The following is a 23,250-nucleotide window of genomic DNA, read 5'->3' as shown; positions in this document are numbered from 1 at the left end:
TGGAACGGATGTGTCCGCAGGAACGCTGGAAGCCAGCACAACGTCCGTGTCCGGCAATATCAACGTTTCGTCGGGCGCGAGAATGCGTTTCAATCAGACGTCGGATAGCATCTATAGCGGGGCAATCTCCGGGGCTGGGCGCTTTGAAAAAAGTGGTGCCGGCACTCTGAGCCTGACGGGCCGCAACACCTATACGGGTGGGACGGATGTGTCCGCAGGAACGCTGGAAGCCAGCACAACGTCCGTGTCCGGCAATATCAACGTTTCGTCGGGCGCGAGAATGCGTTTCAATCAGACGTCGGATAGCATCTATAGCGGGGCAATCACCGGGGCCGGGCGTTTTGAAAAAAGTGGTGCCGGCACTCTGAGCCTGAAGGGTCGCAATACCTACACGGGCGGAACGGATGTGTTCGGAGGAACGCTGGAAGCCAGCACAACGTCCGTAACCGGCAATATCAACGTTTCGTCGGGCGCAAGTATGCGTTTCAATCAGACGTCAAATGGCAGCTATAGCGGGGCAATCACCGGGGCCGGGCGTTTTGAAAAAAGTGGTGCCGGCACTCTGAGCCTGTCGGGCAACAACACCTACACAGGCGGAACGGATGTGTCCGCAGGAACGCTGGAAGCCAGCACAACGTCCGTAACCGGCAATATCAACGTCTCGTCGGGCGCGAGAATGCGTTTCAATCAGACGTCGGATAGCAGCTATACCGGGGCAGTCTCCGGAGATGGGAACTTTGAAAAAAGTGGCGCCGGCGCCTTGACCATGACGGGCACCTATTCGCTCACCGGTGAAACCCTGTTGAGTGCTGGTGAGCTATTCTTCAATGCTTCCAGTCTAGGGGCCGCAACGAGGTTCAACTTGGCCGGCGGCGTCCTGACGTTGTCTGGCAGCGGGTCCGCGACCATCAAGGAACTGAAGATCAGCAGCACGAGCGAGCTTAAACTGGACGGGGTGAAGTTGATCGTAAGCAACACGATCAGCTCAACTCAAAGGTTCACGTTAGCGGGTGGAGGAACGCTGAATCTGGATCAGGCCGGCAACACCTTCGGTGGCGGAGTGACAGTGTCGAATGGCAAGTTGATCGTCGGCTCGGATTCTTCCAAAAGCGGTGCCAGCGTTGACGCGAACATTTCTGTCGCCAGCGGGGCTACTCTTGGGGGGCACGGTTCGATCACAGGCAACGTGACCAACGCCGGCCGGCTGGCGCCTGGCAATTCCATTGGCACGACAACGATCAACGGCAATCTGTCCGGTTCGGGAACGCTTGAGATCGAAGTGGACGGAGACGCGTCCGGCACGCCGAGTGCCGACAAGCTGATTGTCAATGGCGCGGTCGACATCAGTGCCATGACCCTGGACCTGGTTCTGTCGCCAACGAACGTGGCCAACTGGGCCTACGGCCCGACGGGTCCCTTCACCATCATCGAAAACGACGGCAGCGACGCGGTCACGGGGTCGTTCGCCACGGTAAAAGACAATCTGACGTTTCTGGACGCCTCCCTGAACTACGCAGCCGGGACCGGCAATGATGTTGCACTAACGCTTCTGCGCAACGACATCGATATGATTTCCACCGCTCGAACGTTCAACCAGACCCAGACGGCGGCGGCGATTGAAAGCCTCGGATACTCAAGTCCGGTTTATCTGGCAGTGGTCACGACGGTTTCCGATGAAGCTGCAGCCCAGACCGCGTTCGACAGCCTTTCCGGTGAAATCAATGCGTCTCTGCGCTCCGTACTGGTGAGCGACAGTCGACAGACCAGGGACGCGGCCTTGTCACGGCTCCAGCGCAGTGACGCTTCGGGCCCGAACCTCTGGGGTTCCGCGATCGGCAGCTGGGGCCGCTACGGTTCCGGGGGTGAAACTTACCGGGCCGACAGCACGACAGGTGGTTTCCTCGTTGGCTACGACCACACCCTCTCCGAGACGCTGACGCTCGGTGTCCTGGCAGGTTACACCCGTACCAACGTCTCGGTGGACCAGCTGAATTCCAAGGCAGTCACAGACAGCTATCACCTTGGCCTCTACGCCGGCGGCGTCTGGAACGGACTGACCTACAAGGGCGGTGTCGCGACGGCCTACAACAAGGCCGCGGTGGACAGGGATGTGAGGGCGACAAGCACGCTGTCGCAGTCTCTGAGCTCCGATCAGAACATCTATTCCTCGCAGGTCTTCGCCGAAACAGGCTATGCGTTTGACGCTGGTGTTGTCGACCTCGAGCCATTCGCAGGCCTTGCGCTGGTGCATCTGGGCAGCCGCGGATTTACCGAAAACGGCGGCACGGCCGCTCTGTCAGCCGACGGACAGGGCGAGGACACCACCTTTTTCTGGATGGGCTTACGAGCACAATCCGCATTCAACCTGTTCGGGGCAAAAACAACTGCGAAGGCTGGTCTTGCCTGGCAGCATGCAAGCTCGGAAAATGCCACTTTCGAGCAGGCGTTCTCTTCCGGAGGCGACAGCTTCACGGTGGAAGGGGCTCCGTTCGCGCAGGATATGGCGCTGGTCGATGCGGGTCTGGGGGTAAACCTCGGGGCAAACACGAACTTTGAGGTTTCCTACTCCGGTCAGCTTGCACGCGAAACACAGAACCACGGACTGAATGCCCGGTTGTCGATAAAGTTCTGAAGCCCGCAGAAGAGCGCCAGCTTTTCATAGGTCCTTGTCAGGATAGCCATCTACATAAATGGCTATCCTGTCTCTGTTTCACGCCACCAACGGCGTTACCCTGATCAGCCGTCTGAACCTCACTCGGTGAGAAACCTCATTGGAAAGCACACCTAGGCTTCTTCGGGAACACGTGCGCTAACGAAGGCCTGAATTCTGCTCATGGCGGTGTCGATTTCCGCAAGCGATGTGGAACCGAAGCACACGCGCACATGGCCCTCCCCCGTCTGGCCGTAGAAGCTGCCAGCCTCGACCACAACACCGGATTCATCGAGAAGTTTGTCGGCAAACTCCTGGGAACGAAGGCCAGTGCCGCTGATGTCGGGGAACGCGTAGATCGTGCCTTCGGGCCATTCGCAGGTGATGCCTGGCATTTGATTTAACCGGCTGACAACCATCTGGCGTTTTTCGGCGTCTTCCGCGATCAATCCATCCAAAATCGCCGGATCGCCCGTAACCGCGGCGTAGGCGCCTTCCTGAATAAACGTGTTCACGTGCGTTACGTCGTTTGCCGTGATCTTCAAAAGCGCACCGATGGCCGCCTTGGGCGCAACCATGTAACCGAGGCGCCAGCCGTCCATGGCGTAGCTCTTGGTGAAGGCAAACAGTGTGACCGTGCGGTCGTCCATGCCGTCCAGCGAGGCGATGGAGATATGCTCGGCGTTGTCGTAAAGAATATCCTCATAGACTTCATCCGATACGACGAGCAGATCGTGCTTGATGGCGAGATCCGCCAGAGACTGCAGCTCGTCCCGGCTATAGACGCGGCCCGTCGGATTGCAGGGATTGATGAGCACGATCATCTTGGTGCGGTCGGTGATCTTTGCCTCGATCATCGCGGCGTCGAGCCGAAACCCGTTTGCTGCGTCAAGTGGCGCAATCACCGGCACAGCGCCCGCCATTTCGATCTTGCCGATGTGCTGCGGATAATAAGGTTCGAGCAGGATCGCCTCGTCGCCCTCGTCGAGAAAAGCCATGAGAGCGGCATAGGACCCATGCGTCAGACCATTGGTGACGATGATCCGGTCAGCGCCGACGTCCAGCTTGTTCTTGCGCTTCAGCTTTTCGGCAAGAGCCTCGCGCAGATGCGGCAGACCGGCGAGATCGGAATAGTGAACGCAGCCGTCCTGAAGAGCCTTGATGGTCGCGTCCTTGATAGGCTGCGGCGTATCGGCGAAAGGACGGCCGACTTCGAGGTGAATCAAGTCGTCACGCCCGGACATCGCCGCTTTCTGGAACATGCCGAAGGATTTTGGCGAGGTGTTGGTGATACGTTTTGCGAGGTGTTTCATCATCTTGCCGTTCTTCATTTCCGGTTGATCTGATTGAGTGCATTGGTTCCCGCGGCGTCCGGCCCTCGGCCGTGGCGGAGGATGGACGGCCGGAGATCTCCGGGCCGGTGCCCACACAGGCGCGTGGCCGCCAGCGGATTTATCTGCTTCGGGTCAAGAGCCGGAACTTTGGCTCATGTCACTGCGGTGAAACGCGTAATGCCTGTGTCTTCCACGGACGCATTCGCGTGGGGCTTTCACTACGCACAGAAGAAGAAATCATGTGCGGGTACTCAGCTTGGCGCTGCCCGTAACGGGCTTTTTCCGGGCCTTGATGTGCCGTGACACTGTCGCGTTTTCTCCAAGAATGCCGCGCGGGCGGAAGAGCAGCACGACACACAGGGCAATGCCGATAAGCACGATTTGCAGGGAGGACGCACGTGCCTGCTCGCTGGCCGGGAAGAATTGTGAAACGACGTTGCCGGATACCGCCCAGATGCCCCAGACGAGCACGCCGCCGAGGATCGCGCCCCGCATGTTGCCCGAACCCCCGATGATCAGCATCGTCCAGACCTGGAATGTCAAAGTCGGAAGGTAATTGTCGGGGGCGATAAAGCCGATGAAATGGGCCTGCGCCGCTCCACCGAGTCCCATCACGAAGCCGCCGATGGCAAAGGCCTGAAGCCGGTAGGCCTCCGGGTTTTTTCCAAGTCCGCGAGCGGCGGTCTCGTCTTCGCGGATCGCGCGCAAGACACGCCCCCAGGGCGAGCGAACCAGGTGTTCAAGCACAAGATAGGTCACACTCACGAGCGCGGCCATCACCGCCAGGTTCGCATAGCTGAAGAGGTCGGTGTTCTCCGCCAGGTCGCCAAAGGGACGGGGGATAAAGCCAATCCCGAACGGGCCGCCCGTAAGTCCGACCAGATTCAGAAGCACAAGCTGGATCATCACCGCCGCGCCAAATGTCGCGATTGCGAGGTAGTCCGACCGTAGCCGCAGAGTGATAAATCCGAGGGCCGCGGACAGGAGCCCCGCGACAAGCCCTCCCCCGAGCCAGCCGATCACGATCGGCAGGCCGAAGCCGCCAATGCGATCCGCGATGAAAGGCGTTGTCAGCAGCGCGGAGGTATAGGCGCCAACCGCTACAAAACCCGCAACGCCGACATTGAACAATCCGGTCTGTCCCCATTGCACATTGAGGCCAAGACAGATGACCGCGTAGCTGAGGGCCATGGTCAGAAAGAAGGCGCCATAGGAAAGAAGGTCGAAGATCATGCCGGTGCCTTTCCGAAAAGTCCGTTGGGGCGCAGCAGAAGCACTGCCACGAGAATGACGAAGGCGACTGCAGCGCGCCATTCAGCGCCGATGACCTGCACCGTCAACGCTTCTGCGAGACCGACAATCAGGCCGGCCAACATGGCGCCGGGAACCGACCCGATGCCTCCGAGGATGGAGGCTGCGAACAGCGGCAGGAGCAGATCGAGCCCCATTGTAGGCCGAATCTGGACAAGCAGGCCCGACATGACACCGGCCACTGCCGCAAGCGCGGCGCCCAGTATCCAGACAAGACGGATGACGTTGCGCACGTCTATGCCGGTCAGCGCGGCAAGCTGGGCGTTCTCGGACACGGCGCGCATTGCGCGGCCGGCAGGTGTGCGGGTGAGCAGGAGATGCACCAGCACCACGGTTACGACGGCAAGACCAAGAACCAGGAGCTGGTCGGGCGTTGCCCGCATGCCGCCGAACAGAGGTTTCGAGATTTGCAGCGCGTTGGTGAAATACGCCGGCTTGGATGTGTAAATGAACTCGAGCAGGTTCCGCAGGGCCAGGGCTGCTCCGAAGGAGGCCATCACCAGGATGATGATTGCCGAGCCGGAGCGACGCAGACGGCCAAAAAGGAGCCAGTCGACCGTCAGTGCCAGAAGTGCGGTCAGGATCATCGAGCCGATCAGGGCAATCGGCACGGACCAGCCGAAAGAAAACGGACCTATCGGAGTGCTGAGTGATGGCAGCAGCGCGCCGAGCGCTGCGCTCAGGGACAAGGCCACATAGGCGCCCCAACTCAGCAGTTCACCATGCCCGAAGTTGGCGAAACGCAGGATCGAGTAAGTCAGCGTCACACCGATTGCACCGAGTCCGATGATCCCGCCGTTAATGAGACCATCCATGATGGCTTGCGTGATCATGCCGTGACCTCTTCTTTTTTGTGACCGCCGAGATAAAGCTCGGAAACGACCGGGTCCCCCAGGAGCCCGTCTGCCGGTGCATCATGAGCAACACGGCCCTCCACGAGGATCACGCCGCGGCTTGCGATTTGCAGTCCGGCCTTGACGTTCTGTTCGACAAGGATGGTGGTGACGCCCGAGGCATTGATCCGTACGAGTTGTTCGAAGACTTCCGAGACCATCTTGGGTGACAGCCCGGCGGAAGGTTCGTCGAGTATAAGGATTTGCGGTTCAACGATGAGAGCGCGCGCGCAGGCAAGCATCTGGCGCTGACCGCCCGACAGCGCCCCGGACCGGGTCGACTGGCGTGAGGCGAGATCCGGAAACATGGCCAGCATCGCGTCGATTCTTGCAGCACGATGTGCTTTCGGAAGAACCTGCGCCGCAAGTTGCAGGTTTTCGCGAATGCTCATCGTGGCGAAAATATTCTCGGTCTGCGGAACAAAGCCCAGGCCCTGGCGCATCTTGCGGTGCGTTGGCACATCGGTGAGATCGGCTCCCGCGAGGACCACCCGCCCCGAATGCACAGGGACAAGTCCGGCTATGGTTTTCACAAGAGTCGATTTCCCAGCACCGTTCGGCCCGAGCAGAACAACGAATTCCCCCTCGCCTACGCTCAGGTCCACCCCCTGAATGATCGGCAGGTCGGGCTGATAACCGGAGACGAGACCTTGCAGCTTGAGAATTTCGCTCTTCATGCGTCCTCTCCCAGATAGGCGCGGATCACGTCCGGGTCGCGGATCACGTCGTCCGGTTTTCCCTGGGTCAGCTCTTTGCCGGTTGCCATGACGACGACGCGTGAACACAGCTGAGCGATCATGTCCATGTTGTGCTCGATGATCAGGATCGTCTTTTCGTGCTTTTCGTTGAGTGCCACGATCCGCTCCATGATCTGTTCGAGGAGGCTTGGGTTCACGCCTGCTGCCGGCTCGTCCAAAAGGATCATCTCCGGGTCCGCCATGAGAATGCGAGCAAGCTCAAGCAGTTTGCGCTGCCCTCCGGAGAGCACCGAAGCCGGTTGGTTTTCCAGATGCGATAGCAGAAGGAAATCCAGCAAGGCATGAGCCTTTTCCTGTGCGGCCTTTTCATCGCGGCGCACGGCACCCGGCCGTAAACACACGTCCAGCAGCCGCTCCCCTGCCTGGTTCTGGGCACCGGTCAGGACATTTTCCAAAACGGTCATGTTCGGAAAGGGTCTCGGGATCTGGAAACTGCGGCCCATTTTGCGCCGGGCCCGTTTGTGTGCGCCTTCGTTGGTTACATCGGCGCCCAGGATCCTGATTTCTCCACTGCTCGGCGGCAATGTGCCCGCGAGCATGTTGAACATGGTCGTCTTCCCTGCGCCATTCGGGCCGATAAGCCCCAGCAATTCGCCTCTCTTCAAGTCCAGAGACATGCCGTCCACGGCTCTGAAACCACCGAAGCTCCGCGTGAGGTCTTTGGCCTGCAGCAGAAAACCGCCTTTTTCGATGAGCGATGTCACATCTTTTCCCTGTTGCTGTTTCAGGTCGTAGAGCCCATGTGTCGAGTTTGTATCTTTGATCAAAGATATTGACATTGAGGTATCGATCAAGCAAAAAAGCTTTAGGCACGAAATTTTTTGGAGATTGGCAAATTGTCTACTCTACCCGAGCAGAAGCCGTCGGGGCGCGTTTCCGCCTTGCCCGAACTCGCACGCGTCCAGCGTGAATCCCTTCGGGAACGCGTCTACCAGGAAGTCAGCCGCAACCTCATGCATGGGGTCTTCGAGGCAGGGCAAGTGCTCCGCATGCAGTCGCTGGCAGATCAGCTGGCTGTCTCCGTTATGCCGGTTCGCGAAGCGCTTGCCCGGCTCGTGTCCGAAAATGCGCTGGAAGTCATGCAGTCCCGCTCCGTCCGCGTGCCGCTCATAAGCGAGGAGGCGATTGAGGACCTGAAAAGCGCCCGTTGCCTGATAGAAGGCGAGCTGGTCAGAATAGCCGCGCAGCGGCTGACGCAAGAAAGCCTCAACGAACTCAAGCAGCTGACAGAAGAATGCGAAGCGGCTTTTGCGGCGCTGGACGAGAGTTGCGCGGCGGAGACGTCGCTTCTGAACTATCGGTTTCATTTCGGCATTTACGAAGCGGCAGGATCGAAGGTTCTCTTGCCGGTGGTCAAAAGCCTCTGGCTTCAGTCTGGTCCTTACGTGCGGACCGCAGCGACGATCTACGGCAAAAATCCGAACCTGACGGCAATCCACCACCATTGGGCACTCATCGAAGCGCTGGAAGCCAGGGACGCGGACCGGGCCGTCGCCGCGTTGCATGAGGACATCACCCAGAGTTTCAATCTCATCCGGAAGCAGATTCTGGAAGGGGGCCTTGAGGCATGAGCGGCGAGACCTTTGAACTGTACGATTTGCGGGTCGAAGTTGTCGCTCCCGAAGGCGGTCCAATTTATTGCGGCGCCAAGGTGGGCGACTACTTTGAACTGCGGGGGGAAATGCTCCACCTGCCGAAAGATCAGGGGTTTTCGATCTACTCCCTGGCCTCCGTTCTTCCGCTGCTGGCCGCAAAACAACGCGAAACTCATCCGGCGGACTGGATGAGCACGGACGCGGACGTTGCCTGCCCTGATCCGAACTGCAGCACAAGATTGCGGATCACCCGTTTGGATAAACGGGTGTTCAACCACGCCGACACGACAGCAGTTCCGATGCCAAAGGAAGCAAAATGAGCGGAGCGAAACGCATTGAACTGGCCCCGGGCTACGAAATTTCCCGTGTGATCCGTGGCGGCTGGCAGCTTGCGGGCGGTCATGGCTCGGTCGATCGGGACCGTGCTGTCCAGGATCTTGTTGCCTTCGCCGATGCAGGCATCACCACGTTCGATTGTGCCGACATCTATACCGGCGTTGAGGAGATTATGGGGGCGTTCCGGGCCGCTTACGGCAACCAACGGGGTTCCGAAGCGCTGTCCCGCATTCGCGTTCATACCAAATGCGTGCCTGACCTCGACAAACTGAACCGGCTGACACGGAGCGATCTACGAGCCATGATCGATCGTTCCCGCAAGCGCCTGGGTGTCGAACGTCTCGATCTCGTGCAGTTTCACTGGTGGGACTACGCCCAGGGCGACTGGCTTCAGACGGCAAGCTGGCTTCGCGAGTTTCAAGACGAGGGTCATATCCATCTTCTGGGCGGGACCAATTTCGACACCGAACACGTCGCGGCAATGTTCGACGCAGGTATCCGGCTTGCGTCCATGCAGGTTCAATATTCACTTCTCGACCGTCGTCCGGAAAAGCGCATGGCGGCGCTTGCTGCGCGGGAGGGGTTTTCCTTTCTGTGTTACGGCACTGTCGCGGGCGGTTTTCTGTCCGACAAATGGCTCGGCAAACCCGATCCCAGGTCTGAGTTCGAAAACCGCTCTCTCGTGAAATACTACCTTGTGATCGAGGATCTCGGCGGTTGGGATTTGTTGCAATCGCTGCTCTCCACGCTGCGGACGATCGCTGACCGGCACGACACCGACATTGCCACTGTTGCCTCTGCCGCAGTGCTCACGCGCGCGCATGTCGCGGCAGCAATCGTAGGCGCCCGTAACGCCGACCATCTTGCGGGAAATGTCGCAATTTCCAACCTCTCGCTGACACAGGAAGATCTCGCCGAGATCGAAGCTGTTCTCGGCGGAGCCAGTGCGCTCGATGGAGACGTCTACGCGCTCGAGCGTGACCGCCAAGGGCGGCACGGTGCCATCATGAAATACAACCTCAACAAAGAAGAGGCCTGAACCTCTCTTAATGCCCCAGAGGGTATTCCACAGCTAAACCAACAGGAGTCGTCCATGAAGAAACTGCTTCTTGCAACGAGCATTCTTGCTCTGTCGGCAACCGCGAGTGTCGCCAAAGATTGCGACATCGAGGTTGGTCTCGTCCTCGAACTGACCGGTCCCGCCGGTGTTTATGGTCAGGCCGGCGCCAAAGCTATCGAGATGGCCTTCAATGACATCAACGAAGCCGGCGGTGTGCTGGGGTGCGATATCGTCGCCGATACGCGCGACAGCCAGAGCCAGGGCAACGTGGCAGTCGATCAGGCGACCCAATTGGTCAACATCGACAAGGTGCCGGTCATCATCGGCGGCATTATTTCCTCGGTGTCGGTCCCGATTTTGACCTCGGTGACCGCTCCGGCCAAGATCGTCCAGATCTCTCCTGCCTCCTCCACCCCGACGCTGACTGCGTTGGCAAAGGAAGGCAAGACCGATGGATACTTCTTCCGCACCATCACCTCGGACGCACTGCAGGGTACCGCGGCAGCCAAGTATGCCATTGACCAGGGTTTGAAAAAGCTCGCGATTATTCATGTGAACAACGACTTTGGCCTCAACCTGATGCGAGAGTTTTCTGCTGCGTTCGAAGCCATGGGCGGCGAAATCACGTCGGTGACGCCTTACAACGAAAAACAGTCGAACTACTCGTCCGAAGCCAGCGCCGCGATGGCGGGTGAACCGGACGCGCTCTATCTCATCAGCACGCCGGTTGACGGGGCAACGATTGCCCGCGCCTGGATCTCCAATGGCGGCCCGCAGAAATTCCTGCTGAACGACGGCATGAATTCGGAAGACTTCATCAACTCGGTCGGGGCGCAATATCTGAACGAAGCCTATGGCACCTCCTCCGGCACGGCAGAGACGCCCTCGACAAAGTATTTCTACGAGCACTTTGCAGACGTTTCCGGTGGCATTGCACCCGACGCGCCGGCTGCTGATCGCTCCTATGATGCAGGTGCTATCACGGCGCTGGCGATTGCGCAGGCAGGGGAAGCTTCGCCGGCGAAAATTCGCGATGCAATCCGCCAGGTGACCAGCCAGGAAGGCGAGCCGATCTATGCAGGCGCTGAAGAATTCAAGAAAGCGCTCGCGCTGATCGAGGAAGGCAAGCCGATCAAATACGAAGGTGTCATCGGCCCGGTAAGCTTCGATCAGTATGGCGATATCACCGGTCCCTTCCGTCTATGGAAGATAACCGACGGAAAGGTCACGGTAACCGGCACGATCAGTGCCGAGGAAGTTGCTGGAATAAAATCTGAAATGTGACCTTGGAAACGAAAAGAGACGGCGTCTTGCGTCGCCGCCTCGCTGCTGCCCTCCGGAGAGCCAGAGGGCAGCAGCTTTGAAGTCTGCTCGGGTTTGTACCTCGAAACAGGGTCTTGATCGTTTACTTCCGAATGCGCGCGGTAACCTCGATCTCGACCTTGATTTCATCGGTCACGAAACCGCAGGTCACCGTGGTGTTTGTCGGGCGTGGGTCCTGGAAAACGGTCCCGAGGTGTTTGGCGATGTCGATGATATCTTCCCGGCGCGCGACAAAGACCCTGAGTGAAACGATATCGCCTAACCCGCCCCCCGCTTCGGCGAGCGTGGAGGAGATGATCTCAAGCGCCTTTTTTGTCTGCCCTACGGCGTCATCGGCATCGGTTTCGCCTTCCACATAGCCGGACGTTCCTGAGATGAAAACCCAGTCGTCGTCAACGATCGCGCGGGAGTAACCGCCGATCTTTTCGAAAGGGGAGCCGGATGAAATTGCGTAGCGCATGGTGTGCCTCGTGTTCTATCTTTGATCAATGATCAAGAGTTTATTTTATCGGATTTTGCAAGGCAAATAGAATGCGAGCCAGCAATATGGAAAAACAGGACACGCTCTGGCGCCGGACTGCGCGCGGTTCCTTCAGCACAATGGCATCCCTGCCCGATACTGTTGATGTGGCGGTTATTGGTGCCGGGTTTACCGGGCTGACAACGGCGCTCTGTCTTGCGCGGGCAGGCAGGAAGGTTGCCGTTCTGGAACGTAGCTTCCTCGGAGAAGGGGCAAGCGGCCAAAATGCCGGTTTCGTCGTGCCCAATTTTGCGCTCGCTGATCCTCAGGTTGTTCACCGGAAACTGGGTGAGGAGAAAGGCAATGCGCTTCTGGATCTGGTCAGTCAGGGCGCGGATGCGGTTTTCGAGACCATTCGTGACCATGGTATTGCCTGTGATGCCTTGCAATCCGGCTGGCTGAACCCCGCCGTCACGGATGATGCTGCGGATATGCTCAAGGGCCGGGCCGAATTCTGGCAGTCCAGAAACCGCCCTGTCCGGTATCTTTCACAGCCGGAAATCCTGCAGCAGACCGGTATGACCCTTTACAAGGGCGCGTTGCTCGACGAGAGCGGCGGCACAATCCACCCGCTGGATTATCTCTTTGGTCTTGCCCATGCCGTCGAAGCTCAAGGGGGAACTGTTCACGAAGCTGCATGTGTCAAACAGGCGCGGCAAGAGAACGCGAACTGGCACCTGACACTCGAAGACGGTCGCACCTTGTCGGCAAGACAGATTGTCTACTGTACGAACGCCTTTACCAAAGGTGTTTCCAGAAGACTGGGACTATCGACGGTCCCGTTGCGAGTCTATCAAGTTGCGACACGTCCAATTGCGCAAGAGGTCGTTGACCGTATTGCTCCGGATCGCCGCAGCGTAGGCGATACTCGCAAGAACCTTTTCACTTATCGCCTCGATAGGGAGAACCGGCTGATCTCCGGAGGGATGTCAGCAATCCCGATCGGTGCAAAGAAGCGGTTGGGCGAGGCAATCGTGAACCGTCTCGCCCACGAGCTCTCTCTTCCAACGGTTCCTGAAATCGAAGTGGTCTGGACTGGTGTGGCAGCCATGACGCCGGACTTCCTGCCGCGCATCCATTGCATGGGCGACAATGCCTTCGCAGGCATCGGGTGTAACGGCCGTGGGATCGCGATGACAACGCAACTCGGCCGGGTTCTTGCGGACGCCCTTATGGGCGCCCCTGTCGACAGGCTTCCGATACCCCTTCGCAAGGTTCGGCGATTGCCGTTCCATAGTTTGATGCCACTTGCCACGTCAGCCAGCCTGATCATGGCGCGCATTGAAGACAAATTGGCGCGCTAAACGTTGAGCAACGGGTTCAGGGGTCAACCGAAGCGTCTCACATCGTCGCGCTGAGAGCCCCGGCGATCATTGCTTGTCCGAGGGCCAGTCCGCCGTCATTCGCGGGAACCAGGCTGTGGGACAACACGTCCAGACCCGCTTTCTCAAGTTCCCGGGTCAAGCCCTCGTGCAAGATCTGGTTTTGCATCACACCGCCGGACAGGGCCACGCGGCCGACGCCGCAGGAGGCGCTGATTGCCGCGACCATTTCGGTCAGTCCCCGGATCAGTCCCAGATGGAACCGGGCTGCGATGCGTCCGGTTTCAACACCCGCGCCGACATCGCTCAAGAGGCTGCGCCACATCGGTTCCCAGGAAATCACGGCGCTCTCGCCGTAGCTGATGGCAACCGGATATCCCGTTTCACTCGCAATGAAGGGTCGCGCGAGGCATTCCAGCGCCATACCGGCATGGCCCTCGTAGTCCTGGGCTTCGAAACACACACCGAGAGCGCCGGCGACTGCGTCGAACAGGCGGCCGGCGGAGGACGACAGTGGCGCGTTGATGTTGGACAAAATCATCTTGTCGAGGACCGGCAGGGGTTTCGCGCGAAGCGCCGCTGCCAGCAGCCCGTTTGACACCTCTTCCAGATAGGCCGGCCCGAAGGCCGCCATCAGATGGGCCACAAGGTTCCGCCAGGGTTCGCGAACAGCCTTTGTCCCGCCCGGCAGCGGGACAGGCAGGAAATGGCCCTTGCGTTCAAAAATCCGATAGTCGCCCAGCAGGATCTCCGCGCCCCAGATCATCCCGTCCGGGCCGCGCCCCAGCCCGTCCAGCACAAGGCCGAGGGATCGTTCTTCTCCCGGTGCCAGATGATTGCCCGCAAGGCAGGCCGCGAGATGGGCGTGATGATGCTGCACGGAAACGATGCGGGCTCCGCTTTCCCTGGCCAGCTTCTGCCCCCATTGGGAAGACAGGTAATCCGGATGCTGATCGACAGCGATGACCTGTGGATCGTGCCGGTAGATCTGCCGGTAGAGCGCCAGCGTCCGGCGGTATTGGGCGTGGGTCGTCGCCTCTTCCAGATCGCCCAGGTGCTGGGACAAGATCGCCTGGCCGTCCTTCAGCAGGCAGAACGCAGATTTCAATTCGCCGCCCATCGCCAGCACGGGCACAGCTTCCGAGAACGCCTCGGGCAGGACAATCGGCGCCGGGGCGAAGCCTCTGGCGCGGCGGAGAATTTGTGGGCCTGAGGTATCGATGCGAACAACGGAATCGTCCAGCCGGTTGACGATGTCCCGGTCGTGCATCAGCCAGATATCGGCGATGCCGGAAAGACGCTTCCTGGCAGCGTCATTGGCTGTCGCCTGCGGTTCGTCTGAGAGGTTACCGGACGTAAACACCAGCGGTCCGCCGGTCTCGCTCAGCAGTTGATGATGCAAGGGCGTATAGGGCAGCATGAAGCCGAGCTGGTCCTGCCCCGGCGCGAGTGAAGGTGCCAGTTGCTCTCCGTTCCTGCGAAGCAGGACAATCGGCGCCGCCGGACTTGTAAGCGCGGTCTGTTCTTCAGTCGAGACCCGGCAATAGGCCCGGATGTCCGCCAGATCCGCCGCCATCAGAGCCAGCGGTTTCGCCGGCCGTCGTTTGCGCCGGCGCAGCTCTGCGACGGCGCTCTCGTTGCGGGCGTCGCAGGCAAGATGAAACCCGCCGATTCCCTTGATCGCGGCGATTTGACCCGCCTTGATGCGCCGTGCGGCCTCCTCAAGCGGAGCCGCGCAGTCAACCGGTCCGTTCCGGTCTTCAAGCCACAGCCTCGGTCCGCATGTGGGGCAGGCGTTCGGCTGCGCATGGAACCGCCGGTCGGCGGGGTCCCCGTATTCCGTCCGGCAATTGTCGCACATGGGAAAAGCATCCATCGACGTGTTGGCCCGGTCATACGGAATGGCCCGCACGATGGAGAGCCGCGGCCCGCAGTGAGTGCAATTGGTGAAGGCATAGCCGAAGCGCCGGTTTTCCGGGTCGCGCACATCGGCAAGGCAGGCCGGACACACAGCGGCGTCAGGTACAATGCCGGTCGACACGGCTCCGCCCGTGCTTGCGGAAATCTCGAAATCTGCGTCCGGTGCAGGCTCGGCAAGGCTGCTCCAGGAGATGCTGTCGATCCGGGCCAGCGGCGGTGCTTTTTCGGCAAGCTCCGCCAGAAAAGCGTCGAGCAACTTTTCGCCTCCCCAGGCATCGATCTCCACGCCAGCGCCATCGTTGCGGACGGTTCCGGAGAGCCCCCAATCCCGGGCCAGCCGCCAGACGTGTGGCCGGAAGCCGACACCCTGTACCAGTCCCCTCACCCTGATGCGGCGACCTGTGCTTTCGGGAGGGTCCGGATCCATGGCGTTCTCAGTGCACCGTGCAAACAAGGCAGGGGTCGAACGAACGGACGATATGCTGAACCGCCACAGGTTCGGTTTCGCCCGCCCGGACCGGTGCTCCGGCGAGCGCCTGTTCCAGCGCACCAGGCACACCGGTCTCGTCGCGCGGCGAGAAGTTCCAGGTTGTTGGTGCAATGATCTGGTAATTGGCGATACGGCCCTTCTCCACCCGCAACCAGTGCCCCAGCGAGCCGCGCGCCGCTTCCGTCAGCCCGATGCCTTCGGCCTCGTCCGGCATACGGCCATGCACGATGAAGGGCTGTTCCGGCACAAGGTCCGCAGCCCAACGTTCCATGGCCATCACCACCAGGGCGATTTCGGTCACGCGCGCGACGACACGGGTATAGACATTCCCGCCGGAAGCAGAAACGAGATCGCGTATCATCGGGTGGCCATCGACCAGTTGCCGAGCCAACGCGCCAACCTCCATCACCCGGCCACCAAGCCGGGGCGCCTTGCACCAGCTATAAGCGTCTTGCCGGTCCGCATCTGGCCTGGTTTCTCCCGTGAAGGGCGCTTGCGGTCCGTCCGGCGCCGCGTACCAGGCATGGCTCAGGTCTTCCGCAATCAGACCGGGATCCAGCGGTCGGGTCTCGCCCTCTGCGAAGACACCCGGCTGGAACATCCACGAGCCGCCTTCCTGGTAGGAGCCAAAGCTCATGAAATGCCCGGCTGACGGGCCAAGGGACGGAAGATCGAGGCTTTGCGCATAGTGCAGGAAACGCCGGAAGTCGCCGCCTGTCGCCGGTTTTTCGGCAGCCCAGGCCGACAACTCCTGCGCTGACGAAAGCCCGGCAATCCGTTCAAGTTTGTCGCCGAAAAGATGACGTTCAAGAAACGCCCTGAAGGCGGCCAGGATTGCCGCAAGGCGGGCCGTTTCACCGGCGGAAACCGACCGCGTCGAGCCGCCAGGCTGGACGGTCAGCGTGTGTGGCCATTTGCCGGCAAGCAGGCCGAGCACGTGCATGAACTGAGCCCGGGCGGGCAGCATATCCCGCGCCGCCGTGCCTTGCATCGCCGTGAAACGGTCGAGGGCATCCTCGTGCCAGCTTTCGTTTCTGTACACCTCCCGGGCGAAATCGGGCATGAAGAACAGGTAGAAATGGGTCAGGTGGTCGGCGACATTTTCCGTGGCGTGAATGAGATTGACGGCCAGTTCGCCATTCGCGGGCATGGAAAGGCCCATGGCTGCAGCCAGGGATTTTGCGGCGGCAACCGACTGCGACACGGAGCAAATGCCGCAAATGCGCGGCGCATAAACCAGCGCGTCGAGCGGTGGTTTGCTCGCGAGGATCCGCTCAAACCCCCTGTAGAGCGGTGAAACCACCTGGGCCTGGGTCACGCGACCGTCCCGGATGTCCAGTTTGACTTCCAGATCCCCTTCCACGCGGTTGAACGGTCCAACAATCAGACGGGTTGTCATCAGCTCTTCTTTTGCTTGTCGACGGGCGGCCGCCGGAAGTGATCGGCCACCGCATTTTCCTTGAGCCGTTTCGGCGTTGCCGCCTTGGAGAGCGATGCCAGTGCCACGAACCAAGCCTTTGGCATGTCGGTTGGCAGACCAACCGGAATACCTGAGATCTTAGGGGTTTCGGTAAAGCCGTGCCCCGGCTCCTCGAAGCCAGGCGCCGTGCAGTTGATGCAAGGGTAATTGCCATCCAGACAAGAGCCCGCGCCATTCCAGCTGCGCATGTTGCAATCGGCCCGGGCCTGGGTTCCCTTGCAGCCAAGGTTTTCCATCATGCAGCCGAGATCGCACAGGCGTTCGGCACTTGCCTTGAACTCATAGAATTCATTGCGGGCGCAGCCGTGGTGAACCAGATGCGTGGTGTAGGAGAGCGGCCGTTCCCACTCGTCGATGTCCTTTTGCGAAAACCGGCCGCTGGAAATCTGATGCAGGGTTTCGGTCAGCCAGCCCGGATGGATCGGGCATCCGGCGACGTTGATGACCGGTAAGCCCGCACCGGAGCGGAATTCCGGTCCTAGCAATCCACCCGGCTTGCGTCCGTCATAGGCAAGGCCACAGGCCTCGGGTTCGTTGCTGCCGGCAGCGGTGATCCCGCCAAAGGCTGCGCAGCTACCCACCGCGATGACATAGCGTGCCTTTTTCGCCAGGGCCTCGATCCACGCCATCACCGGTTTGCCGGTTCCCGCCATCATGTGGAAACGGCCCGTGCCGTTCGGTCCACGCATGACTGACCCTTCCAGGCACAGGATATCAAGCGGTTCCTCGCCGTCGCGGATGCGCTCCATCATACCGATGACACTGGCGCCACTCGAAACACTGAGCGACGGGTGCCACAGAACCTCGATATTGGCGGCCTCCAGCACGGTGACCAGATCAGGGGCCTCGGCGCCGAGCAGCGACAGCGAACAGCCGCCACAGCCTCCCGACTGTATCCAGAACAGGCGGACCGGAGCAGCCCTATCAGGTCTCGGTGCGGACATCGGCCGGTATCCTTAAAGTGAACTCGGCCCCACCCGCAGGCCGGTTTTCGACCGACAGGCTGCCGCCCTGTTTGGCGGCCATGTTGTAGCTGATATAAAGCCCGAGGCCGGTGCCCGTGCCGATCGGTTTCGTGGTGAAAAAGGGCTCGAAGATCTTGTCCCGGTGGGCGTCGGATATGCCGGTTCCATTGTCGGCGACCTTGATGACGATATCCTCCCCCTGCTGCATACCTGACAGCAGAATTTGTCCGTCCGGACGTCCGTCGAGCACATCCGCCGCGTTCTGCACCAGATTAACCAGGATCTGATGCAGCTGTCCCTTGCGTCCTGTCATCTCCAGCCGGTCCGGAAGATTCAGCTGCAAGTCAGGCTTTACCCTTTGTGCCTTGATCACCCAGTCCGCCGCCGTGTGGATCAGCCGCACCGCGTTGAATTCCTCCGGCTGCTCCTGCTGATTGGAGGAGAAGCGCCGTAGCTCCTGCACGATATCGCGCACCCGCTCCGCCCCTTCCAGGGTGCCATCGACCAGTGGGCCGATGTCCCGCAGAACCTGGTCTATCTTGAGGTCCTTGCGGAGCACCTTCATTTCCTCGGGTGACTTGTTCTCGTCACTGGCCGTCAGATAGCGTGTGATGGCGGAGCCATAGCGCTTCAGCGCGTACATATTGCCGAAAACGAAGCTGATCGGATTGTTGAGTTCATGGGCGACCCCGGCGACGAGCCGGCCGAGCGCAGCCATTTTTTCCGAGACGAAGAGTTGCTGCTGTGTTCTGGACAATTTTGCCTGGGCAGCGTCGAGATCCCGGTAGGCGCGTTTCAATTCTCCGACAGGCCGCCCCACCAGCACCATGCCGACCAGCCGGCCGCGATGGTCCCGGCGCGCGGTGCAAATGGTTGAAATCAGGGCGTTCTGGCTGTCCGATGCCACCAGCGACACATCTTGCTGGTCAATGCTTCCACCGGACCGGAGAGTTTCCAGAAACCCGGTGACAACCGATTGCGATTTTTCCTGAAACAGCTCCGTGATCGGCCGGCCGATGAGGGTCCGTTCGCGTTTTCCGGCAATCGCCTCCAGGGCCGGGTTTACCTGCTGGATACGGCCATCCGTGTCGCAGGCGACAAGCACGTCTGTCATGGCGCCAAGGACTGAGCCGATGAAGTCCTGTGCTTCCTCCAGCCGTGCGTTTTGTTCCTCCAGCGCCGTCTGGGAATCGACGAGGTCGGTATAAACCTCATCCATTTTCTGGATCACCTCAATCCAGACGGTATCGCCAGTTCCCTCAATCGCGCTGCTCAGCTGCGGCACTTTGAGGTCATGAGCGGCATGGCTTTCTGGCAGACGCGTTGTCATGAGCGCTCCCGGTTAACCCGCGGCCCGGCGCATGGACGGCAGCGGTTTGACTTTTTCCAGTTCGTAACGCTCCAGCTTGCTGCGAAGCCCGACCCGCGACAAGCCCAGTTCCCGGGCCGCCTTCGACTTGTTCCAGCGGTTGCGGATCAGGGACTCGCGGATGATCCGGCATTCCAGCTGGCCAATCTGGTCCTTGAGAGTGCCTTCCAGCCCGTCAAACAGATCGGCACCATCCTCGTCCACGGTGTGGTCGGCCCGCAGGATGTGGCGGGACAGAAGATCAGCTCCCAGCAGGCCGCCTTCCTTGCCCATCACGAGCATTTGCTGGATCTCGTTTTGCAGTTCCCGGACATTGCCGGGCCAGTGGTAGCTTTGCATACAATCCAAAGTCTCTTCCGAAAAGCCTTCCACTTGCTTGCCGAGATGAGCCATCGCCCGGGAAAGAAGCGCCTTGGCCAGAACCGGAATGTCACCACGCCGGTCCTTCAGGTCCGGTAAACGGATGACCATGCCGGCAAGACGGTAGTAAAGGTCGGCCCGGAACCGACCCGCCTTGACTTCATCCTCCAGGTCCCGGTTGGTGGCAGCGATCACCCGGACATCGACCTTGCGTGTCTTGGCGCTACCGACCGGACGGATTTCGCCCTCCTGGAGAACGCGCAAGAGCTTCACCTGAAACGCGGGCGAGACCTCGCCGATCTCGTCCAGAAAGACACTGCCGCCGTTTGCCCGCTCGAACAGTCCGACGTGGTCCTCGACCGCGCCGGTGAAAGCGCCGCGCTTGTGTCCGAACAATTCGCTTTCGAGCAATTGATCGGGCAATGCACCGCAGTTCTCCACCACGAAGGGTTTGTTCCACCGCAGGGAGCCGTAATGCAGTGCGCGGGCCGCAAGTTCCTTGCCTGTACCTGAGGCTCCCGACAGAAGCACCGGCACATCGTAAGGCGCGACCTGACGCAAGGTCGCGCAGACCTCGTTCATCGAACTGTCCGTGCCCCGGATGATGCCGTCGTCGAAGTCATAGTCCTTGCGCAGTGTCTCGCGGCGCTCGGCCACCACCTTGTCCGCACCAGAGGGCGACATTTTCAGCTCGATGGCGAGCAATTCATTCTGACGCTGTAGCTCGTAAAGACGGCAGGCATTCTTCAGCGTCAGGATGAGGTTCTCCGGGTGCCATGGCTTGGTGATATATTGAAAGATGCCGGCTTCATTGATGCCGTCAATGATGTCATGGGCATCCGTGTAGCCCGACACGATCATCCGAATGATATCGGGCCAGCGCGTGCGCATGGCTTTCAGGAATTCCACGCCGGTTTGTTCCGGCATGCGCTGATCGCACAGCACCAGCTGAACCCATTCCTGTTCGAGAATGGCGTTGGCGTCCTTGACGGTCGAGGCAGTCTTGACGTCGAAATCGTCACACAGGATGCGCTGCAACGACTCCAGCGAGCGTATTTCGTCGTCGATCACCAGGATTGTGGGCAGGTCTGTCATGATTGAGCCCCCATTGTCCAAACCCTAACATATCCGGGGCAATTGCTCGCCCGCCAGCCAATCGACGACCCGTTGTCCTCCGAAGCCGGTGCGCATCCGGACCAGGGCATTGCCGTCTTCCACCACTTCTCCGATCAGGGCTGCATCGGCCCCATGGGGATGACGCCGCATCACGGCCAGCAGGTGCTCCGCATCCGCTGCCTCGCACAGGCAAATCAGTTTGCCCTCATTGGCGACATAGAGCGGGTCAAGACCAAGCAGCTCGCAGGCGGCAGCGACATCCGGTTTCACCGGTATGGCCGCTTCGTCAAGCAGCATACCGACCCTTGCGGCACGGGCGATCTCGTTCAGGGTTGCAGCCAGCCCGCCCCGGGTTGGATCCCGTAGCACCGAAATGCCCGGAACATCGCGAACCATATCCGCCACCAGCGTGTGAAGCGCGGCGCTGTCTGAGTGGATTTCCGTCTCGAACTCCAGATTTTCGCGGCTGGAGAGGATGGCAACGCCATGATCGCCAACGGAACCTGACAGCAGGATCGCCTGGCCCGGGCGCGCCTTTTCGGTTGCGATGTGCACCCCATCGGGAACAACGCCAAGCCCGGTTGTGGTGATGAAGACACCATCTCCCTTGCCCTTTTCCACCACCTTGGTGTCACCGGTGACAATGGGCACACCTGCCTCGTTCGCCGCGCACGCCATCGACATGACGATCCGCTCCAGATCGGCGAGTGGAAAGCCTTCCTCCAGGATGAACCCGGCGGTCAGATAAAGCGGCCGCGCCCCGGCCATGGCGACGTCGTTCACCGTGCCATGCACCGCCAGCGAACCGATGTCGCCGCCGGGAAAAAACAATGGAGAGATCACGTGGCCGTCGGTTGACAGAACCAGCCGGCCGGCCGGCACATCGAACAGGGCCGCGTCATGTCCCTGATCCAGGATCGGGTTGGCCAGATGCCGGTGAAACAGATCGCGGATCAACTCGGCCATCGCCCGACCGCCGCCGCCATGGGTCATGTCGACGGACCCGGTCCGGAACGAGACAGTCTCATCCATCTTGTTCATGCGACAGCCTCCTCCGCTTTCGCCGGCGTCCGGAACCGACCGTAGCTCCAATAGGCGGCGCAGGCTCCTTCAGAAGACACCATACACGATCCCATCGGCGATTCCGGTGTGCAGACTGTGCCGAACAATTTGCAGTCCGTCGGCTTCTTGGCCCCGCGCAGGATCGCGGGGCATTCACAGGACTTCACCTCGCGCGAAACCTTTTCGCTGACCTCAAACCGCTTTTCGGCATCGAATGCCGCATAACGGTCGCGGATCTTCAGCCCGCTGTCCGGCACGGTGCCCAGACCGCGCCATTCGAATTCCCGCCGCAGTTCCAGAACGCTGGCGACAAGATCCTGTGCCTTTTTGTTACCTTCGCGGGTCACAACGCGGGTGTACTGGTTTTCAACCTCGTTCCGGCCCTCATTGATCTGGCGGATCAGCATCAGCACCGACTGCATGACATCCAGTGGTTCGAACCCGGCGATCACCACCGGTTTCCGGTACAATTCGGCTCCAGCTTCATAGGGCCTGGAGCCGATGACCGCACTGACGTGAGAGGGCCCGAGAAAGCCGTCGATGCGGACTTTTTCCAGATCTCTCGGATCCGGCGACCCCAGAACATGGCCGATGGCAGCCGGGGTCAGCACGTGATTGCAGAACACCGAAAAGTTGGTCAGGCCTTCCGCTTCGGCCTGGAGGATGGCCACCGCTGTTGGCGGCGTTGTGGTTTCGAACCCGATGGCGAAAAACACCACCTCCCGGTCCGGGTTGTTACGGGCGATCTTCAGGGCATCGGCGGTCGAATAGACCATGCGAACATCGGCGCCGTCTGCCTTGGCCCGGATCAGCGAACGCTGTTTGGTGCCGGGCACACGCATCATGTCGCCATAGGTGCACAAGATGACACCGTGGCGCTCGGCCAGTTCCACCGCGTCGTCGAGCCGGCGCACCGGCAGGACGCAGACCGGGCATCCCGGACCATGAACGAAGGTGACATTGTCCGGCATGAGATCCTGTACACCGTAACGGAAAATCGCATGGGTGTGGCCACCGCAGAATTCCATCAGGTAATAATGCCGCGCCGGATCGGCCTCCTTGCGAATTGCCTTGGCGAGTGTGGCCGCCAGATCGCGGTCCCGGAATTCATCGACGTATTTCATGCCGCGCTCTCCCCGATCTCGGCCAGTTCCTCCTCAAGAACGCCAGCCTCCGCCATCAGCTGAAGCGTGCGGGCAGCCTCTTCCGGACTGACCTTGTGGAGCGCATAGCCGACATGGATCAGGACATAGTCCCCAACCGCAACTTCCTCCAGGAGCGCTGTCGAAATCCGTTTCTTCACCCCCTCCAGCGCCACGATGGCAATATCGTCGTCTTCCAGCTCAATGACCCTTGCCGGGATTGCTAGACACATGTTCCCCTCCC

Annotated in this window: 20 protein-coding genes; 6 read left to right on the top strand and 14 right to left on the bottom strand. The window is 60.3% G+C overall.

What is annotated here, in order from left to right:
* A partial coding sequence (locus tag FMN63_RS29315; protein WP_205514420.1) for an autotransporter outer membrane beta-barrel domain-containing protein occupies positions 1–2,632 on the top strand: 2,632 nt, incomplete at its 5' end.
* 152 nt (positions 2,633–2,784) lie between these two features.
* On the opposite strand, the gene FMN63_RS29310 is transcribed toward FMN63_RS29315, so the two are convergent.
* From FMN63_RS29310 to FMN63_RS29290, 5 genes are all read right to left on the bottom strand, one after another.
* Positions 2,785–3,963 carry a pyridoxal phosphate-dependent aminotransferase gene (locus FMN63_RS29310; protein WP_148587715.1) on the bottom strand — a complete coding sequence of 393 codons (1,179 nt, stop codon included), beginning with the start codon at positions 3,961–3,963 and terminating at the stop codon, positions 2,785–2,787.
* Between the two features lie 258 nt (positions 3,964–4,221).
* On the bottom strand, positions 4,222–5,217 hold the full coding sequence (locus tag FMN63_RS29305) for a branched-chain amino acid ABC transporter permease (protein ID WP_148587696.1): 996 nt from the start codon (positions 5,215–5,217) through the stop codon (positions 4,222–4,224).
* The gene (locus FMN63_RS29300; protein WP_148587695.1) at positions 5,214–6,128 is read right to left on the bottom strand and encodes a branched-chain amino acid ABC transporter permease; all 915 of its coding nucleotides are present in this window, start codon (positions 6,126–6,128) and stop codon (positions 5,214–5,216) included. Before FMN63_RS29300 ends, FMN63_RS29305 begins: the two co-directional genes overlap by 4 nt.
* A complete protein-coding gene (locus tag FMN63_RS29295; protein ID WP_148587694.1) occupies positions 6,125–6,865 on the bottom strand; it encodes an ABC transporter ATP-binding protein in 741 nt (246 codons plus the stop codon). Before FMN63_RS29295 ends, FMN63_RS29300 begins: the two co-directional genes overlap by 4 nt.
* Positions 6,862–7,713: an ABC transporter ATP-binding protein gene (locus FMN63_RS29290; protein ID WP_148587714.1), complete on the bottom strand. Its 852-nt coding sequence runs from the start codon at positions 7,711–7,713 to the stop codon at positions 6,862–6,864. Before FMN63_RS29290 ends, FMN63_RS29295 begins: the two co-directional genes overlap by 4 nt.
* A 69-nt stretch (positions 7,714–7,782) precedes the next feature.
* On the opposite strand from FMN63_RS29290, the gene FMN63_RS29285 reads away from it, so the two are divergent.
* The 4 genes from FMN63_RS29285 to FMN63_RS29270 are packed head-to-tail and all read left to right on the top strand — an operon-like array spanning position 7,783 to position 11,221.
* Positions 7,783–8,517, top strand: coding sequence for a GntR family transcriptional regulator (locus FMN63_RS29285; RefSeq protein ID WP_286192795.1), 735 nt, complete (start codon positions 7,783–7,785; stop codon positions 8,515–8,517).
* Entirely contained in the window at positions 8,514–8,861 is a 348-nt protein-coding gene (locus tag FMN63_RS29280; RefSeq protein WP_148587693.1) for a TIGR04076 family protein, read from the top strand. The genes FMN63_RS29285 and FMN63_RS29280 overlap by 4 nt, the downstream gene beginning before the upstream one ends.
* Complete coding sequence (locus FMN63_RS29275) at positions 8,858–9,916, top strand: aldo/keto reductase (protein ID WP_148587692.1); 1,059 nt, start codon at positions 8,858–8,860, stop codon at positions 9,914–9,916. Before FMN63_RS29280 ends, FMN63_RS29275 begins: the two co-directional genes overlap by 4 nt.
* A gap of 54 nt (positions 9,917–9,970) precedes the next feature.
* Positions 9,971–11,221: an ABC transporter substrate-binding protein gene (locus FMN63_RS29270; RefSeq protein WP_148587691.1), complete on the top strand. Its 1,251-nt coding sequence runs from the start codon at positions 9,971–9,973 to the stop codon at positions 11,219–11,221.
* Positions 11,222–11,342: 121 nt separating this feature from the next.
* On the opposite strand, the gene FMN63_RS29265 is transcribed toward FMN63_RS29270, so the two are convergent.
* Positions 11,343–11,720, bottom strand: coding sequence for a RidA family protein (locus FMN63_RS29265; RefSeq protein ID WP_148587690.1), 378 nt, complete (start codon positions 11,718–11,720; stop codon positions 11,343–11,345).
* A gap of 71 nt (positions 11,721–11,791) precedes the next feature.
* On the opposite strand from FMN63_RS29265, the gene FMN63_RS29260 reads away from it, so the two are divergent.
* A complete protein-coding gene (locus FMN63_RS29260; protein ID WP_148587689.1) occupies positions 11,792–13,084 on the top strand; it encodes an NAD(P)/FAD-dependent oxidoreductase in 1,293 nt (430 codons plus the stop codon).
* Between the two features lie 37 nt (positions 13,085–13,121).
* On the opposite strand, the gene hypF is transcribed toward FMN63_RS29260, so the two are convergent.
* From hypF to FMN63_RS29220, 8 genes are read right to left on the bottom strand one after another with little or no spacing between them, the layout of a single operon-like run.
* Entirely contained in the window at positions 13,122–15,449 is a 2,328-nt protein-coding gene (hypF, locus tag FMN63_RS29255; RefSeq protein WP_148587688.1) for a carbamoyltransferase HypF, read from the bottom strand.
* Positions 15,450–15,456: 7 nt separating this feature from the next.
* Entirely contained in the window at positions 15,457–16,911 is a 1,455-nt protein-coding gene (locus FMN63_RS29250; RefSeq protein WP_148587687.1) for a nickel-dependent hydrogenase large subunit, read from the bottom strand.
* Entirely contained in the window at positions 16,911–17,936 is a 1,026-nt protein-coding gene (locus tag FMN63_RS29245) for an NADH-quinone oxidoreductase subunit B family protein (protein ID WP_148587686.1), read from the bottom strand. The genes FMN63_RS29250 and FMN63_RS29245 overlap by 1 nt, the downstream gene beginning before the upstream one ends.
* Positions 17,917–19,287: a sensor histidine kinase gene (locus FMN63_RS29240; RefSeq protein WP_148587685.1), complete on the bottom strand. Its 1,371-nt coding sequence runs from the start codon at positions 19,285–19,287 to the stop codon at positions 17,917–17,919. Before FMN63_RS29240 ends, FMN63_RS29245 begins: the two co-directional genes overlap by 20 nt.
* A 12-nt stretch (positions 19,288–19,299) precedes the next feature.
* Positions 19,300–20,781: a sigma-54-dependent transcriptional regulator gene (locus tag FMN63_RS29235; protein WP_148587684.1), complete on the bottom strand. Its 1,482-nt coding sequence runs from the start codon at positions 20,779–20,781 to the stop codon at positions 19,300–19,302.
* 24 nt (positions 20,782–20,805) lie between these two features.
* Positions 20,806–21,843, bottom strand: a complete 1,038-nt coding sequence (hypE, locus tag FMN63_RS29230; RefSeq protein ID WP_148587683.1) for a hydrogenase expression/formation protein HypE — start codon at positions 21,841–21,843, stop codon at positions 20,806–20,808.
* Positions 21,840–22,988, bottom strand: a complete 1,149-nt coding sequence (hypD, locus tag FMN63_RS29225) for a hydrogenase formation protein HypD (RefSeq protein WP_148587682.1) — start codon at positions 22,986–22,988, stop codon at positions 21,840–21,842. Before hypD ends, hypE begins: the two co-directional genes overlap by 4 nt.
* Positions 22,985–23,239: a HypC/HybG/HupF family hydrogenase formation chaperone gene (locus FMN63_RS29220; RefSeq protein WP_148587681.1), complete on the bottom strand. Its 255-nt coding sequence runs from the start codon at positions 23,237–23,239 to the stop codon at positions 22,985–22,987. The genes hypD and FMN63_RS29220 overlap by 4 nt, the downstream gene beginning before the upstream one ends.
* Positions 23,240–23,250: the final 11 nt, after the last annotated feature.

It is taken from the genome of Stappia sp. BW2 (assembly GCF_008107695.1).
GTDB lineage: Bacteria > Pseudomonadota > Alphaproteobacteria > Rhizobiales > Stappiaceae > Roseibium.
The sequence above is the reverse complement of the archived record's forward strand: the minus strand, read 5'-3'. Positions and strand labels throughout refer to the sequence as shown.

What these genes read in the sequence shown, in the direction of transcription:
- FMN63_RS29310 (WP_148587715.1), bottom strand. Translation starts at nt 3,963, where the DNA reads ATGAAACACCTCGCAAAACGTATCACCAACACCTCGCCAAAATCCTTC.
- FMN63_RS29305 (WP_148587696.1), bottom strand. Translation starts at nt 5,217, where the DNA reads ATGATCTTCGACCTTCTTTCCTATGGCGCCTTCTTTCTGACCATGGCC.
- FMN63_RS29300 (WP_148587695.1), bottom strand. Translation starts at nt 6,128, where the DNA reads ATGATCACGCAAGCCATCATGGATGGTCTCATTAACGGCGGGATCATC.
- FMN63_RS29295 (WP_148587694.1), bottom strand. Translation starts at nt 6,865, where the DNA reads ATGAAGAGCGAAATTCTCAAGCTGCAAGGTCTCGTCTCCGGTTATCAG.
- FMN63_RS29280 (WP_148587693.1), top strand. Translation starts at nt 8,514, where the DNA reads ATGAGCGGCGAGACCTTTGAACTGTACGATTTGCGGGTCGAAGTTGTC.
- FMN63_RS29275 (WP_148587692.1), top strand. Translation starts at nt 8,858, where the DNA reads ATGAGCGGAGCGAAACGCATTGAACTGGCCCCGGGCTACGAAATTTCC.
- FMN63_RS29270 (WP_148587691.1), top strand. Translation starts at nt 9,971, where the DNA reads ATGAAGAAACTGCTTCTTGCAACGAGCATTCTTGCTCTGTCGGCAACC.
- FMN63_RS29265 (WP_148587690.1), bottom strand. Translation starts at nt 11,720, where the DNA reads ATGCGCTACGCAATTTCATCCGGCTCCCCTTTCGAAAAGATCGGCGGT.
- FMN63_RS29260 (WP_148587689.1), top strand. Translation starts at nt 11,792, where the DNA reads ATGCGAGCCAGCAATATGGAAAAACAGGACACGCTCTGGCGCCGGACT.
- hypF (WP_148587688.1), bottom strand. Translation starts at nt 15,449, where the DNA reads ATGGATCCGGACCCTCCCGAAAGCACAGGTCGCCGCATCAGGGTGAGG.
- FMN63_RS29250 (WP_148587687.1), bottom strand. Translation starts at nt 16,911, where the DNA reads ATGACAACCCGTCTGATTGTTGGACCGTTCAACCGCGTGGAAGGGGAT.
- FMN63_RS29245 (WP_148587686.1), bottom strand. Translation starts at nt 17,936, where the DNA reads ATGTCCGCACCGAGACCTGATAGGGCTGCTCCGGTCCGCCTGTTCTGG.
- FMN63_RS29240 (WP_148587685.1), bottom strand. Translation starts at nt 19,287, where the DNA reads ATGACAACGCGTCTGCCAGAAAGCCATGCCGCTCATGACCTCAAAGTG.
- FMN63_RS29235 (WP_148587684.1), bottom strand. Translation starts at nt 20,781, where the DNA reads ATGACAGACCTGCCCACAATCCTGGTGATCGACGACGAAATACGCTCG.
- hypE (WP_148587683.1), bottom strand. Translation starts at nt 21,843, where the DNA reads ATGAACAAGATGGATGAGACTGTCTCGTTCCGGACCGGGTCCGTCGAC.
- hypD (WP_148587682.1), bottom strand. Translation starts at nt 22,988, where the DNA reads ATGAAATACGTCGATGAATTCCGGGACCGCGATCTGGCGGCCACACTC.
- FMN63_RS29220 (WP_148587681.1), bottom strand. Translation starts at nt 23,239, where the DNA reads ATGTGTCTAGCAATCCCGGCAAGGGTCATTGAGCTGGAAGACGACGAT.